Origin of the sequence: Gottfriedia acidiceleris (genome assembly GCF_050457485.1) — a bacterium.
In the GTDB taxonomy this organism is placed as follows: domain Bacteria; phylum Bacillota; class Bacilli; order Bacillales; family Bacillaceae_G; genus Gottfriedia; species Gottfriedia acidiceleris_D.
This window is the reverse complement of record NZ_JBCMJM010000009.1, coordinates 130,614-146,973: the sequence shown is the minus strand read 5'-3', so window position 1 is coordinate 146,973 and position 16,360 is coordinate 130,614. Positions and strand designations below refer to the sequence as shown.

At 32.7% G+C, this 16,360-nt stretch carries 12 protein-coding genes and 1 riboswitch; of the genes, 10 read left to right on the top strand and 2 right to left on the bottom strand.

Translation table 11 applies throughout. The annotated features are described in order from the left end of the window. Nucleotides 1–135: 135 nt before the first annotated feature. Nucleotides 136–1,911: an excinuclease ABC subunit UvrC gene (gene uvrC / locus ABEY15_RS11410; RefSeq protein ID WP_429890198.1), complete on the top strand. Its 1,776-nt coding sequence runs from the start codon at nt 136–138 to the stop codon at nt 1,909–1,911. A 74-nt stretch (nt 1,912–1,985) separates the two neighbouring features. Further along, nucleotides 1,986–2,161, top strand: a riboswitch (Lysine riboswitch). Between the two features lie 106 nt (nt 2,162–2,267). Beyond that, the gene (locus ABEY15_RS11405) at nt 2,268–3,509 is read left to right on the top strand and encodes an aspartate kinase (RefSeq protein WP_429890197.1); all 1,242 of its coding nucleotides are present in this window, start codon (nt 2,268–2,270) and stop codon (nt 3,507–3,509) included. A 614-nt stretch (nt 3,510–4,123) separates the two neighbouring features. Here the strand turns inward: ABEY15_RS11405 and ABEY15_RS11400 are convergent. Continuing rightward, a complete protein-coding gene (locus ABEY15_RS11400; protein WP_097978386.1) occupies nt 4,124–4,570 on the bottom strand; it encodes a YslB family protein in 447 nt (148 codons plus the stop codon). 301 nt (nt 4,571–4,871) lie between these two features. On the opposite strand from ABEY15_RS11400, the gene ABEY15_RS11395 reads away from it, so the two are divergent. The 8 genes from ABEY15_RS11395 (at nt 4,872) to ABEY15_RS11360 (ending at nt 14,355) form a co-directional block, all read left to right on the top strand. Then, nucleotides 4,872–5,507: a succinate dehydrogenase cytochrome b558 subunit gene (locus ABEY15_RS11395; RefSeq protein ID WP_429890196.1), complete on the top strand. Its 636-nt coding sequence runs from the start codon at nt 4,872–4,874 to the stop codon at nt 5,505–5,507. A gap of 9 nt (nt 5,508–5,516) precedes the next feature. Next, on the top strand, nt 5,517–7,286 hold the full coding sequence (gene sdhA, locus ABEY15_RS11390; RefSeq protein WP_091022795.1) for a succinate dehydrogenase flavoprotein subunit: 1,770 nt from the start codon (nt 5,517–5,519) through the stop codon (nt 7,284–7,286). Between the two features lie 7 nt (nt 7,287–7,293). After that, entirely contained in the window at nt 7,294–8,055 is a 762-nt protein-coding gene (sdhB, locus tag ABEY15_RS11385; protein ID WP_429890221.1) for a succinate dehydrogenase iron-sulfur subunit, read from the top strand. A 159-nt stretch (nt 8,056–8,214) separates the two neighbouring features. Further along, nucleotides 8,215–8,691, top strand: coding sequence for a hypothetical protein (locus ABEY15_RS11380; protein WP_429890195.1), 477 nt, complete (start codon nt 8,215–8,217; stop codon nt 8,689–8,691). Between the two features lie 417 nt (nt 8,692–9,108). After that, the gene (locus ABEY15_RS11375; RefSeq protein ID WP_429890194.1) at nt 9,109–9,582 is read left to right on the top strand and encodes an acyl-CoA thioesterase; all 474 of its coding nucleotides are present in this window, start codon (nt 9,109–9,111) and stop codon (nt 9,580–9,582) included. Nucleotides 9,583–9,989: 407 nt separating this feature from the next. Beyond that, entirely contained in the window at nt 9,990–11,906 is a 1,917-nt protein-coding gene (thrS, locus tag ABEY15_RS11370) for a threonine--tRNA ligase (RefSeq protein WP_429890193.1), read from the top strand. A 245-nt stretch (nt 11,907–12,151) separates the two neighbouring features. Further along, nucleotides 12,152–13,831: a DUF2339 domain-containing protein gene (locus ABEY15_RS11365; protein WP_429890192.1), complete on the top strand. Its 1,680-nt coding sequence runs from the start codon at nt 12,152–12,154 to the stop codon at nt 13,829–13,831. A 17-nt stretch (nt 13,832–13,848) separates the two neighbouring features. Further along, nucleotides 13,849–14,355, top strand: coding sequence for a GNAT family N-acetyltransferase (locus ABEY15_RS11360; RefSeq protein ID WP_429890191.1), 507 nt, complete (start codon nt 13,849–13,851; stop codon nt 14,353–14,355). Nucleotides 14,356–15,039: 684 nt separating this feature from the next. Here the strand turns inward: ABEY15_RS11360 and hmpA are convergent. Next, the gene (gene hmpA / locus ABEY15_RS11355; RefSeq protein WP_429890190.1) at nt 15,040–16,284 is read right to left on the bottom strand and encodes an NO-inducible flavohemoprotein; all 1,245 of its coding nucleotides are present in this window, start codon (nt 16,282–16,284) and stop codon (nt 15,040–15,042) included. Nucleotides 16,285–16,360 lie beyond the last annotated feature (76 nt).

The window sequence follows — 16,360 nt, the reverse complement described above, 5'->3', positions numbered from 1 at the left end:
CCTTTTCTTCTCTTGATGAAATTAAAGTTACAATAGAAAACTTAATTTTTACTTAATATCATTAAATTATTTTCAGTTTTTAAATGTGGAGATTATAATATTAAGTGTACAATTGCACGAAAGAGGTGAGAGGAAATGGACAATCACTTAAAAGAAAAATTAGCGCTTCTACCCGATCAGCCTGGTTGCTATTTGATGAAAGATATTCAAGGGACGATCATTTATGTAGGAAAAGCTAAAGTTTTAAAAAATAGAGTTAGATCTTATTTCACGGGATCCCATGATGGTAAGACATATCGATTAGTTCAAGAGATAACTGATTTTGAATATATTGTTACTTCTTCAAATATGGAAGCTTTAATTCTTGAGATGAATTTAATTAAGAAATATGATCCGAAATATAACATCATGTTGAAGGATGATAAATCATACCCCTTTATTAAAATAACTGCTGAAAAACATCCTCGCTTATTGATTACGCGAAATGTAAAAAAAGATAAAGGAAAATATTTTGGACCATTCCCTAATGCTACAGCCGCTAATGAAACAAAAAAATTATTAGATCGTCTATATCCATTACGAAAATGTTCTTCATTACCAGATAAAATTTGTTTATATTATCATATTGGTCAGTGTCTTGCTCCTTGTGTAAAAGAAGTAACTGATCATCAAAATCAGGAAATAGTTAATGAAATTGCCCGTTTTCTAAACGGTGGGGAAGACCAAATACGAAAAGAATTAGAGGCAAAAATGCTTGCTGCATCTGAACAATTAGATTTCGAGCGAGCGAAAGAGTATCGGGACCAAATTGTATCAATTGAAGCGACTATGGAAAAGCAGAAAATGATGAGTAGTGATTTAGTTGATCGAGATGTATTTGGATATGCGGTTGATAAGGGATGGATGTGTGTTCAAGTATTCTTTGTTAGAAGAGGAAAATTAATTGAAAGAGATGTATCATATTTTCCAATTTACGATGAACCAGAAGAAGAGTTCCTATCATTTATTGGGCAATTTTATGAAAAACCACACAATATAAAACCAAAAGAAATTTTTGTTCCAGATAAAGTTGATACTGAAATTTTAAAAGGGTTACTAAAAATTCCTGTATTCCAACCAAAAAGAGGCCAAAAAAAGGAACTTGTAGTATTAGCAAATAAAAATGCCAAAATTGGACTCGGTGAGAAATTTAAATTAATTGAACGAGATGAAGAAAGAACAGTTAAAGCAATAGAAAAACTAGGGGATATTCTAGATATTGAAACTCCATATCGAATTGAAGCATTTGATAATTCAAATATTCAAGGAACAAATCCTGTTTCAGCTATGATTGTCTTTATAGACGGAAAACCTTCAAAAAAAGATTACCGCAAATATAAAATCAAAACTGTCGTAGGACCTGATGATTACGATTCAATGCGTGAGGTAGTACGTAGAAGATATTCGAGAGCATTAAAAGAGAATTTACCTCTACCAAACTTAATAATCGTGGATGGTGGGAAAGGACATTTAGCTGCAGTTGAAGATGTACTCCAAAATGAGTTAGGCCTATTCATCCCAACAGCTGGACTTGTAAAAGATGAAAAGCACCGCACGTCAGAGTTATTAATAGGACAACCACCTCAAATTGTCCAACTTGGAAGACAAAGCCAAGAATTCTTTTTATTACAAAGAATTCAAGACGAGGTACACAGATTTGCGATTGAATTCTATCGTCAGCTTCATAGTAAATCAATGGTTCAATCTGCTTTAGATGGCATAGCAGGTGTTGGTGGAACAAGAAAGAAAGCCCTTCTTAAACATTTTGGATCAGTCAAAAAAATAAAAGAGGCATCAATCGATGAGTTAATAGCAGCTAAAATGCCAAAAAATGTTGCAGAAGAAATTTATCAGCATTTCCATAAAGAGTAACATAGTTACCAAAAATTTTATCTTGACACTATTTTCAAAATAATTTATATTTTAGTTAAAATTAAATGATTTTCTCTCGTAATAGAGGTGCAAAACTTAAAAGTATGCTGTCATAGACGTGTGGCGTTGTGATGGACAGTTGAAAGGAAGTTTTGCCGAAATAAAATGAATCCACAATTCATTTTGTTGGGACTGCATTTAAGAAATGTAGTACTGTCGCATAATAATTATGCGGGGAGCTATTGAAGAGATGTTGATGATTTGTCTATTTTATTTTATTTGTAAATTAGGCGCGTGAACATTGCTTCACGCGCTTTTTTGTATTCTTTTTTAAGTAAAAAGTGAGGATGAGAAAAATGGGAATTATTGTTCAGAAATTCGGTGGTACTTCAGTAGGCTCAATTGAACGAATTCAGCATGTTGCTGAAACAGTAACCAAATCATATAAAGAAGGAAACCAAGTAGTTACAGTTGTATCTGCGATGGGACATCATACAGACGAACTAGTTAGTTTAGCAGCTCAAATTAGTCCGCAAAACAGTAAACGTGAATTAGATATGTTACTTACTACAGGGGAACAAGTTTCGATTTCTTTACTAGCAATGGCAATCCAAGCAAAAGGATTTAAAGCTATATCACTAACTGGTTGGCAAGCTGGAATTCAAACTGAATCTGTCCATGGAAATGCGCGTATAGAAAACATTCATACTGATCGAATTCAACAATTACTTGATGAAGGATATATCGTAATTGTTGCTGGTTTCCAAGGTTTAAGTAACAACAATGAAATTACGACATTAGGTCGTGGTGGTTCAGATACAACAGCTGTTGCATTGGCGGCAGCTTTAAATGCAGAACGTTGTGATATTTATACGGATGTATTAGGTGTTTATACTACGGATCCAAGAGTTGAACCAAATGCATCTAAATTAAGCCATGTCTCTTATGATGAAATGCTAGAGCTTGCAGCTTTAGGAGCAGCGGTTTTACATCCAAGAGCAGTAGAATTCGCAAAAAATTATAATTTAATTATTCAAGTTCGTTCAAGTCAACATGATGAAATCGGTACATTTATTGGGGAGGAAACACAAATGGAACAACAATCAGTCGTAAGAGGAATCGCATTCGAATCTAATGTAACAAGGATGACTTTAAATGGTTTAGATAACCATGTTGATTTATTACCTAAAATCTTTACTTTACTAGCAAGTGAAGGTATTGATGTTGATATTATTATCCAAAGCGTAACATCAGATAACTTAGTAAATCTTTCATTTTCGATCAAATCTGAAAATATGATGGAGGCAATAACGGTTCTAGAGTCAAAGAAAGAATTTTTAGGTTACCGCTCATTTGATTTTGAAAGTGAACTTGCTAAAGTTTCAATTGTAGGCAGTGGAATGGTTTCAAATCCAGGTGTTGCTGCAAAAATGTTTAAATTTTTAGCTGAAAGTGAAATCCCTGTAAAAATGGTAAGCACTTCTGAAATTAAAGTATCAACTGTTGTACCAAAATCAAAATTACAAGAAGCAGTTCACGCTCTTCATAAAGGATATGAATTAGATCGTATTAATGAAGAAGTAATAGTAGAAAACTAAATATTAAAATAAACCTTTTTAAGCGTTCAAATTATTATATATAGGCTTTGAAATATTGATTTTATCAATATTCATCACGTTCAGATATACCGAGCCGTATAGTATAGAGATAGCGCTTAAAAGGGTTTTTTATTTGTTAAGCGAATAAATTATATAAAGATTCTGTAAATTAAAAATAAGTAAGGCGAACGGCTAAATGGTAAATAAAAGAAGGAGGTATTAATAATGAGGCATAGTATACTTGCCTACGGATATGGAGAAATTGTGCTACAGTTCGTTCTATTAATACTCGCCATTTTGTTTTTTGTTTCTATTTGTTTATTCTTGCTAAATTCTATTATTAAAGGAGTTAAAAGAAACAAGAATTTTGAGGGAATTAGAAGGCAGGATCCAAGTAAGGAAAGGAAAGAGAAGGGGTAAGGTAGTTGAATAAGACTATAATGTCCTTAACTGATCTTTTTCTTAAATTAAAGTAAAAATTTGGACTTAAATGATTTATTTGTAAATACTCATTGTTGTACCTGTATTTGAACTTATATTTCAATATTTCAAAAGAAAATTCATTCAAAAGAAAACACCACAAGGGACCTAAATCCCTTATGGTGTTTTTCGTGTTATCTCCTTGTAATTGGATCCTTTAAATCCCATTTTACTTGGAACTTTACTTTGTCGCCTCTTTTGCTTTGCTCTTCATACGTTTCAGCGATCACATCGATTTGCTGTTGAATTTGCATCGCTAGAAATCCAGCTTCTAATTGATAAGATACGTTCTTTTTTTGTTGATTTCTGTATGTAATTAATTCAGAAGATAGTGTTAAATGAACTTCTTGCTTCTTTTCTTCTTCAACAGTAAGAGTACCCCAACCAGCTTGATCAAAAAATTCTATAATTTCTTCAAAGGTTGCTAAAGGATATTTTCGAGCAATCATTTTTCCCGCCCAATATAAAATATCATTTTGCTCTTTTCCTAATAAATCATTCAATAGATCGTTACGTATTAGCTCATAGCCAAAACCAGAAATATTTCCCGGAATATTTAAATTTTCAATGCCGTTCGTCATGGTCGGATAACTCTCCCTTTCCTAAAAAAACATGTTTTTATTATATACAATATTTAATAGTAAAAACAATAATTCGATACATGTAGATTACAAGGATTACCAATCTAAATGAGAAGTTTTTTCACTAAAGAAAAATGTACGCGTTTTCTTGACCTCCTATATTATCAGGAGTAAAATGGGTTGTAGATAAATGTCATAAAAATTTCGACTTTTTATGCGTATTGCTTATTTATTCTATTTTTTTAGAATAATAGAGGAATTAAATTTTCATGTGCACAAACTAAAGGGGGCAGGGGTTTACATGAGCAACAAGAATGGAAGGGAGTTTTTCTTTAGAAAACTTCATTCATTGCTAGGAGTTATTCCGGTTGGAATCTTTTTAACACAGCACTTAGTTGTCAATCATTTTGCGACAAATGGAGCGACATCGTTCAACAAAGCTGCTGAATTTATGGCGAATTTACCATTCCGCTATTTTTTAGAGGTTTTTGTCATTTTCTTACCAATTTTATACCATGCAGTTTACGGACTATACATTGCGTTCACAGGAACTAGCAATGTTAAAAATTATGGATACTTACGTAACTGGTTATATTTATTCCAACGTATTTCTGGCGTAATTACGTTAATTTTTATTACTTGGCATGTATGGCAGACACGTATTGCTGCTCAATTGGGAGCAACAGTTGATTATAATATGATGGCTGATATTTTCCAATCGAAATTTATGTTAGTTTTCTATATAGTAGGTGTTATTTCAACAATTTTCCACTTTGCTAATGGCTTATGGTCATTCTTCGTATCATGGGGAATTACTGTAACACCTAGATCACAACGTATTTCAACATATGTTACATTAGGTGTTTTCGTTGTATTATCATTCGTTGGATTAACTGCTATCTTTGCATTCATTGATCCAACACTAGCGTACAAGTAAGGAGAGAGAATCATGAGTGGGAAAATAATTATCGTCGGTGGCGGATTAGCTGGTCTTATGGCAACTATTAAAGCCGCTGAAGCTGGCACAAAAGTAGATTTATTTTCATTAGTTCCCGTAAAACGATCACATTCAGTATGTGCTCAAGGTGGAATTAATGGTGCGGTTAATACAAAAGGTGAAGGTGACTCTCCTTGGGAGCACTTTGATGATACAATTTATGGTGGGGATTTCTTAGCAAACCAACCACCTGTAAAGGCAATGGCAGAAGCAGCACCTGGCATCATTCATATGATGGACCGTATGGGTGTAATGTTCAACCGTACGCCTGAAGGACTATTAGACTTCCGTCGTTTCGGAGGAACGCAACATCACCGTACAGCATTTGCTGGTGCTACGACTGGGCAACAATTATTATATGCATTAGATGAGCAAGTTCGTCGTTACGAATCTGAAGGTCTTGTTCAAAAGTATGAAGGCTGGGAATTTTTAAGAGTTGTTGTTGATGATGAAGGAGTATGTCGTGGAATCGTTGGACAAAACTTAACATCAATGGAAATCGTAAGTTTCCCTGCGGATGCTGTAATTATGGCATCTGGTGGCCCTGGTATTATCTTTGGTAAAACTACAAATTCAATTATTAACACTGGTTCAGCTGCTGCAGCTGTATATCGTCAAGGTGCAGTTTATTCAAATGGTGAATTTATTCAAATCCATCCAACTGCAATTCCTGGAGATGATAAAAACCGTTTAATGAGTGAAAGTGCTCGTGGTGAAGGTGGACGAGTTTGGACTTATAAAGATGGTAAACCATGGTATTTCTTAGAAGAGAAATATCCTGCATATGGAAACCTTGTACCAAGGGATATTGCTACACGTGAGATTTTCTCTGTATGTGTTGACCACAAGCTTGGTATTAATGGTGAAAACATGGTTTATTTAGATCTTTCACATAAAGATCCACATGAACTTGATGTAAAACTTGGTGGAATCATCGAGATTTATGAGAAATTCACAGGTGATGATCCGAAAAAAGTTCCAATGAAGATATTCCCAGCAGTTCACTATTCAATGGGTGGATTATGGGTTGACTATGACCAAATGACTACAATTCCTGGTTTATTTGCTGCTGGTGAGTGTGATTACTCAATGCACGGAGCTAACCGTTTAGGAGCTAACTCATTACTTTCTGCTATTTATGGTGGAATGGTTGCTGGACCAAATGCTGTAAGATACGTAAATGGTTTAGCTAAATCTTCGGATGATGTTTCTACTTCTGTATTTGAATCAAATGCTAATGAAGAAAAAGAAAAAATGAATCGTATTTATAAAATGGACGGTAAAGAAAATGCATACCTTCTTCATAAAGAGCTTGGAGAGTGGATGACAGACAACGTTACTGTAGTTCGATTCAATGATCGCTTATTAAAAACTGATGAAAAAATTCAAGAGCTTTATGAGCGCTATCAAAACATTAATATTAATGATACAGCTAAATGGAGTAACCAAGGTGCTTCATTTACTCGTCAACTTGAAAACATGCTTCACTTATCACGTGTAATCACATTAGGTGCATATAACCGTAATGAAAGCCGTGGAGCTCACTATAAACCTGAATTCCCAGACCGTAATGATGAGGAATTCTTAAAAACTACAATGGCTAAATTTGATGAGAAATCAAATTCACCATTATTCCATTACGAAGATGTTGATACATCATTAATTGAACCAAGAAAACGAGATTATTCTAAGAAGAAGGAGGACAAAGCAAATGCATAATGGAACAATGACTGCTGAAAAGACAATTACTGTAATTGTTAAACGTCAAGATTCACCAAATACTGCTCCATATGAAGAAACATTTACTGTCCCTTATCGTCCGAATATGAACGTAATCTCGGCGTTAATGGAAATTCGTAAAAATCCAGTTAATTCAAATGGTAAAGAAACGACTGCAATTTCTTGGGACATGAACTGTCTTGAAGAAGTTTGTGGAGCGTGTTCTATGGTTATCAACGGTAAACCAAGACAATCATGTTCTGCGCTTATTGACAAATTGGAACAACCAATTCGTCTTGAGCCAATGAGCACATTCCCAATAGTACGTGACTTACAAGTTGATCGTAGCCGCATGTTCGATTCTTTAAAACGCGTTAAAGCATGGATTCCGATTGATGGAACGCATGACTTAGGTCCTGGACCAAGAATGCCTGAAAGAAAACGTCAATGGGCTTATGAATTATCAAAATGTATGACTTGTGGTGTATGTTTAGAAGCTTGTCCAAACGTTAATAGTAAATCTAACTTTATTGGACCTGCACCGCTTTCACAAGTACGTTTATTTAATGCTCATCCAACTGGAGAAATGAATAAGGAAGAACGTCTACATGCAATTATGGGAGACGGTGGACTATCAAACTGTGGTAACTCACAAAACTGTGTACAATCTTGTCCAAAAGGTATTCCTTTAACAACTTCAATTGCAGCGTTAAACCGTGCAACTACAATCCAATCTTTCAAAGACTTCTTTGGAAGCGACGAAATTTAATAAACATAAAAGCATGTCCTTTCGGGACATGCTTTTTTTGCATTTTTAATTAAATATCTTCTAATAAACGCCACTTTTAAATCATATCAATAGTAAAGGTAGCAAAGGGATGTTTGGATTCATACCACACTTACCCCTTTCGAACGGAGGATGACTTGAATGAAACAGTTTGAAGTGACATTTGAGACGAAATGCTATGAAAAAGATTGGGAAATACTTTTAAAGACAGACCGGATCGAAAAAATGATTGAGTTTAATCAATTTCAATTTAAAGAAAAAATTTTATATATTAATAACGTCCAAGATGTAAGGGATGTCTTATCGTCATATGTAATAGTTGATGATTATTCAAATGAAGCCCTTAATTATTTTGATGTTACTAAGGAGAGCTTCAAAGGTGATTATTACTATTCAATCTCAGAACTTGTTAGTATTTATCTTTGCAATACTGAGTATTTACTTCATTTTTCAAGTGATTCCATTTTAGAAAAGCCTTTTAATTGGATTGATTTATCAAATTTAAAACTTCAAGATGACGAAAGAATCAAAGTAGCAAATCCAGTTTGGAATGGAAATATTTTTGAAGCAAAACAAGAATCAATAGATGAAGATGAAAACTTTTATATTGGTTATTGATTTTCAGATCAATGTTACTTAATCAGAACAAATGATTTTAAAAATAAGATATATAATGAAAAAAATCCTATATTTGAAAGATACCCAATATATGGAGGAGAACTTTTTGAAAAACGAGTAGATGCTTGGATGCGAAATAATCATTTTAAAAGAATCACATTCAAACACGGAAATTATATTCATCAAAATTATTGAATGTTAAGGATGTTTTTTAATAACTGAACAGGGTTAGGTTAAAGAATGGGAGATCAGTAGATAGAAAAGCTAGTAGAGAAGATAAAAAACAATTCTCTAATGACGCCTTTTACTATTTTATAGGTCCCTTATTTCCTTCATCCTGTCCCCTTTAAAACTGAATGAATATTCATTCTTTAAAGAAATTAATGCTATAATATAGATAGTAAGGGGGCAAACTCGATGGGAAAAATGAATTATGTATCTAATATACAGGAGTGGCAATCTGAGTTTTCATTTAAGATAACTATTAAAGTTCGGTTTAGTGAAACGGACATGTTTGGCCATATGAATAATACAGTTCCATTCGTTTATTTTGAAGAAGCACGAATTGAGTATTTAAAATATTTAGGGCTTATGCAAGAATGGACGGCAAATCATAGTGAAGTTATTCCAGTTGTTGCTGATTTACAATGTGATTACTTACGACAAGTATTTTTTAATGAAATCATCGATGTGTACGTAAAAATTGCAAAAGTAGGAAATTCATCAATCGATTTACACTATATGGGGATTAATCCCCAAAGTGAAATTTGCTTTACTGGACGAAATTCCTTAGTAAATATAAATCGTCATACAGGGCGAAGTGAGCAATGGAAAAAAGAATGGAAAGAAAAATTATTAAATGAAATAAAGAATTCAGTAGTTAGTGTTTAAAACAAGTAATGTTGTCACATACTGAATAAAGATTGAATAGAATGATAAAACAATTAAATTTATCTTAAGATGAGTACTTGAAGAATTCAATGACATTCTATATAATACTTTTATACGAATAAGGAAAAGCAAAGATCAAGGACACGAGCGTTCAAGACGATAGTAAGAGAGGAATTCATTTGGTGTGAGAATTCTCTATACGTTGAATGTCTTACCACCTTGTAGCTATAGTGGGGAACGTAATTTTTTTACAAGTAACTACTATCGGTGTAGACCGTTAAAACGTTGAGATTTTGTATACTTATTTTTGTGTACATTAAATTAGGGTGGAACCACGAGCACATTCGTCCCTACGAGTGTGCTCTTTTTTTATTGTCAAAATTAATTTGAAAAAGGAGTGAACTTAAATGATTTCAATTAAATTACCAGATGGATCAATTCGCGAGGTGGAACAAAATACAACAGTTGAAGATTTCGCGGGTTCAATCTCCATTAGCTTAAAGAAAAAAGCGCTTGGTGGAAAAATTAATGGTAAATTAGTGGATTTAAATACACCTATTACTGAAGATTGTGAAGTTCAAATAATTACTCAAGATGATCAAGATGGATTAGAAATGATGCGTCATAGTTCAGCGCATATTTTAGCTCAAGCAGTAAAACGTCTTTATAAAGGCGAAAAAGCTGCATTTGGCGTTGGACCAGTAACTGCTGATGGTTTCTATTATGATATTGATCTTCCTGTTTCAATTAAAGTAGAAGACCTACCTAAAATTGAAAAAGAAATGGAAAAAATTATTAAAGAAAACTTACCGATTACTCGTTCAGAGGTTAGTCGTGAAGAGGCAATTAAATTCTTCACTGAATTAGACGATGAGTTTAAACTAGAATTAATCCGTGATTTACCAGAAGATGCAGTTATTTCAATGTATACTCAAGGTGAATTCGTAGACCTTTGCCGTGGACCACATGTTCCTACAACTGGCCGTGTAAAAGCGATTAAATTATTATCAGTTGCAGGTGCATATTGGAGAGGCGATGCGAATAATAAAATGCTTCAACGTGTTTATGGTACTGCTTTCCCAAGTAAGAAGGAATTAGAAGAGCATTTATACTTATTAGAAGAAGCTAAAAAACGTGATCACCGTAAATTAGGTAAAGAACTTGAATTATTCATGTTCTCTGAAGAAGCACCTGGTATGCCATTCTTCTTACCAAAAGGTACTATTATCCGTAATGAATTAGAACAATATGAGCGTGGATTACAAACTTCAAAAGATTACAAAGAAGTTCGTACACCATTCATTATGAATCAAAGATTATGGGAGCAATCAGGTCACTGGCATCACTACCATGAAAACATGTACTTTACTGAGGTCGATGAAACAAAATTCGCATTAAAACCGATGAACTGCCCGGGTCATATGTTAGTTTATAAAAATAAATTACATTCATACCGTGATCTACCAGTTCGTATGTGTGAAAATGGTCAAGTTCACCGTCATGAATATTCTGGTGCCTTAAATGGTATGATGCGTGTGCGTACTTTTACTCAAGATGATGCGCATATCTTCTGTCGTCCAGACCAAATTGAAGGCGAAATTATTGAAGTAATTAACTTAATTAAAGAAATTTATGGTGTATTCGGATTCACTTACAAAGTAGAATTATCAACTCGTCCAGAAGATTCAATGGGTTCAGAAGAGTTGTGGAACTCAGCAGAGCAGGCGTTAGAAAATGTTCTAAAATCTGAGAACTTAGACTTTAAATTAAACCCAGGCGATGGCGCATTCTATGGTCCGAAAATCGATTTCCATATTCAAGATGCATTAAAACGTAGCTGGCAATGTGCTACAATTCAATTAGATTTCCAAATGCCTGAGAAATTTGATTTAACTTATGTTAATGAAGATAACCAAAAAGAACGTCCAGTTGTTATCCACCGTGCAATTTATGGTTCAATTGACCGTTTCTTAGGAATCTTAACTGAACATTTTGCTGGGGCATTCCCATTATGGTTAGCACCAGTTCAAGTAGCAGTATTACCAATTTCAAGTGTTCACAATGAATATGCACAAAAACTTGCTGAGCAATTAAAAGCTGCAGGAATCCGTGTTGAAGCTGATTTACGTGGCGAAAAAATTGGCTATAAAATCCGTGAAGCACAACTTCAAAAATTACCTTATATGTTAGTAGTTGGAGATCAAGAGGTTGAAAATAATACTGTAGCTATTCGTAAACGTGGCGAAGGTGACATTGGTACACAACCATTCGATAGCTTCTTAGAAATGATCAAACAACAAAAATTAGAAAAAGTTCTATTTTAATTTTAAAAATCCTCTATTTTTATAATAGAGGATTTTTTTATTTAACCGATAATTAAAACCGATTGATTTCTAGTAGAACTGATAGCCTTTATTTTCTGGGAAATATGACGAAATTTGCAAAAAAACATACTTCATAAACATTTTTTTATAGGATAAATCTTAGGAAATAGCGAACTTATATGAAGGATGTCTTTTCAGTTATTTAGTCTTAATAAAATACATAGTTATGATAAGAGGTGATGCAGTTGGATAATCAGAATCAAGATCTTCAAAAAAAGGTAGAAAAGCTTGAAGAAGAAGTCAGAGAAATGAGGAAACAAATTGAATTTCTCTTAATCACGAAAGAAACTTCAAACGAGATTAAACAAATAACCCAAACTAATGTAAATAATCCTAAACCACAAAAAACAGTTAGTAGACAGGTTAAAGTAACATTTGAAAATGAAAAAGTTGACTATGAAGCACTTATTTTCCAAAAGTGGCTACCTAGATTTTTTATATTTATTTTCATTCTTGGCGTAATGTGGGGATTTAAAGCAGCATCAGATTATGGGGTATTAAATAAGTATGCAAAAGTAGGAATTGGATTTGTTATAGCCATTTCCTTATTCTGGTACGGTAATCGTCAAATGAAAGCTAAACGATCAACACTTGGCCAATCATTAATTGGTGGCGTGTTACCTGTATTATTTTTAACTACGTTTGCTATGCATCATTTATATCACATGATTGGGTCAACATTTGCATTTACCCTTTTAATTATGTGGGTATGTACTGGTTTTTATTCTATGAATAGATACAAATCAGAAGTAATTGGATTAATAAGTATAGTAGGAGCCGTATTGGTACCATTCCTAGTTAAAAGTGATTCGCCAAACTATTTATTTTTCCCTATCTATGAAACAGTGATTTACTTATGCTTTATGTTTTATGCAGCATTTAAAAAATATAAATTTATCTATCTTTCGTCTGCAATATTATTACATTTATCCTATTTAATTGTTGCTTTAGTTAATTTTAATACGAATGGAATTAACTATTTCGCGCTCAGTATTATCGTTCAACATATTAGTTTGCTAACTATTATGATCACATCTAAGCTTGGTATTAAAAAGCAAGTATTAATTCTTCACACTAGTTTTATTTTAACAATTGGTTGGATCTTTAGTGCATTTGAAGATAAGACTAGAACAATGATTTTAATCTTTTTATGTGTAGGATATTTATTCCTAACCTTTTATTATAAAAAGAAATCGGATTTTTTCTTTGGATTTACGACTAATTTTATATTAGCCATTTCATTCTTATGTTTGGACAGTGTTTCAGAAAACTTACTATGTACTGTATTAATAATTCAAGCAGTATCAACTTATTTATTTTATTTAAGATATCGAGATCTACTGAAATTAATTATAGCTGCTCTTACATTTATTCCTGTAGGGATATCCATTTTATCAGTTGGAATAGATTCTTTTTGGTCTTTTGAAACGATGAACTGGCTTATGTTAATTCTAGCTCTAATTACGATTACAATTTTGGCTTATAAAAATGAAGATGAAAAGCAATTTATCTTATTAAGCAGTTCTTTATTAATTACGGTTATATTGATTGCTTTTATAACACAAATTGTTCAAATACTTGCAGTAGATCAGTCTGACAATATGATTCGATTATTAATTAATATAAGTTGGATCTTGCTTTCAATTTTAGCCATGATACTTGGTAATATTAAGAAGTTTAAAGTTTGGACCTATACTGGGATAGGTTTATTATTACTGACGCTAGGAAAACTTGTTTTAATAGATTTACCAAATATTACACTGATGGTTAGAGCCGGTTTATTTATACTGCTTGGCTTGATTGGATTAGTAATTTCTAGAATATTTTTTAAGGGAAGCAGTAGTCAAAAAAACTATAAAATTTAGTATACAGGAGTCAGTTAATGCTAATCACTGAAACTAAAAACTTACTATTAATGACTTTTACAGCAGAAGCGATGATTTCTGTTTTAAGTGGAAATAAAGAGTTAGAATTTGAAAATCAATTTTATAGATTCGCTAATGGGTGGCCAATTCTCGTATATAAAAATCTTTTCCCTTATAAAATCTCTCGTTTTCAAACTCATCCTGCTGAAGAAAAATATGAAGGAATTATTATTCATAAAAAAGATCGAGTAATTATTGGGGACATGGGATTTAAAGGTGGTCCTGATGAAGCTGGGATTATGGAAATTGGTTATAGTATTGCACCTAGTTACCAAGGTGAAGGATATGCAACGGAAATGGGTAGGGCTTTTTGTGAGTGGGGGTTGCAGCAAAATCATGTTACAAGAATATCTGCTATTTGTTCCATTTATAATCATGCCTCTATTAGAGTTTTAGAGAAAATTGGCATGATAAAAGTAAAAGAAGAAATTGAAAAGTATTATTGGATGTTAGATAAAAAATAAATTTGTGATTTTCATTGATTAGAATGATTAATTATTTTAGAAGAAGGTGGGCTTATTCTTACAACAAGAAATGCATCTATCATCTTTATGGTCATAACTAAACGTGAATTTGGTCGATTCTTTTTGTACGATCTTATGATAAGTGGCTTAGTATATGGCACCCTAAAAAAATACTACTCAAGTGACCTAATCGCAATTTTTGGTAGCTTTACAATACCGATCGTTTTAAAAAGAGTGGCTGTATTATTAGAACAGAAATAAAAAAGGGTGCTCTTAATTGAGAGCTCTATAGGGAATATGATATTTAGTGGAACAGTATTGATGTTAAAATTCATTTTAATAATTTATTAATGATTTTAAATGTTTATGTGTTTCAACAATTTTAATATATTAACAAACTCTAGAAATTGTTTTTCTTGAGAAGTTAAAAATATTTAAGAGCCAATTTTTGAAAAACATGTTCAAATGATTATTATATTACGCTGCTGTTCGTTCTTAACCAACAAACTGATTAAAGCTGTTATGCTACTCTAAGTACAGGATATTAAATTAGCTTTTTATCGTAAACTTTTTTTGTGGAAATCAACCTCGCAGGCTTCTTTTACGGAAATTTGGAAACTTATTGGTAAGACTTTTTTTCAACAACGTGAAAAGGATGCTCTTAAATGAGCATCCTTTTCTATATTAACCTTGTTGTACAGGGCTTTTAGGTTCAGTATCTAAATTCATTGCTGGTCCGAAGAATTCGTAATGAATTTGTGAATCTTTAATTCCTAATTCTTTTAAGCTTGTTATAATGGCTTTTAAAAAAGGTACTGGTCCACATACGTAATAATCTGCATTGTCTGATTTAACATTGTTATTTAACCATTCTGCATCAATATAACCTTGCTTTTTAAAGTTGTTATTTTGAAGATCTTCCTCAGAAGGATTTTCATAAACAAATGATAAATTGTAATTTGTTAATTGCTCTTTTAATTGGTTTAGTTCATTTTCAAATGCTTGTAATTTACCGTTTCTTGAAGCGCTTATGAAGCTGACTTGACGTTTTGGTTGATTGCTTGCAATTGACTTTGCCATACTGATTAATGGTGTAATTCCTACACCACCACTTAAGAAAACAACATCTGAATCAATTTTAGTATTTAAAGTAAATTCACCTGCTGGAGCAGTAACTTCTAATGTATCACCAACATTTACTTGATTGTGCAGGTAGTTTGAGAATTTACCAAGTGGTTGGTTTTCTTCAGCTTCTCTTTTTACTGAAATTCTAAAGTAATTTTTACCTGATGCATCAGATAAACTATATTGTCTGTTTGATAAATATTCTTCACCAGGAATTTGTGAACGAACAGTAATATATTGGCCAGGTAAGAAACTAGGAACTGAAGAACCATCTTTAGGAACTAAGTAGAATGATGTTATTACAGCGCTTTCTTCAACTTTTTTGATGACTTTAAACTCTTTAAATTCAGACCAACCGCCTTCTTGAGAAGATGCTTCCTCATACATTTCTTTTTCAATATCGATAAATACTTGTGCAATAACTCCATATGCTTCTGCCCAAGCACCTAGTATTTCATCAGTTGCAGCATCACCAAGTACTTCTTTAATTGCCCCTAGTAAATGTTGCCCTACGATTGGATAGTGCTCTGGTTTAACTTGAAGACTGCGGTGCTTTTGCGCAATTTGTTTTACAACAGGAATAATTGTTGCTAGTTTATCAATGTTCTGTGCAGCAGCTAAAACAGTATTTGCAAGTGCAGTTTGTTGTCTACCTTGTTGTTGATTTGTATGATTAAATACATTTAATAGTTCAGGATGATTAGTAAATAAGTTTTTATAGAATACTTTAGTGATTTCTGTACCCTTTACTTCTAAGACTGGAACTGTTGACTTAATAATATCAATTGTTTTTTGAGATAGCATGATAAATCCCCCTAATCACGTTTTAAAGTAGTATTATAAATACATCTTTATCTTAGACCTAGAATTCACTTAAAGC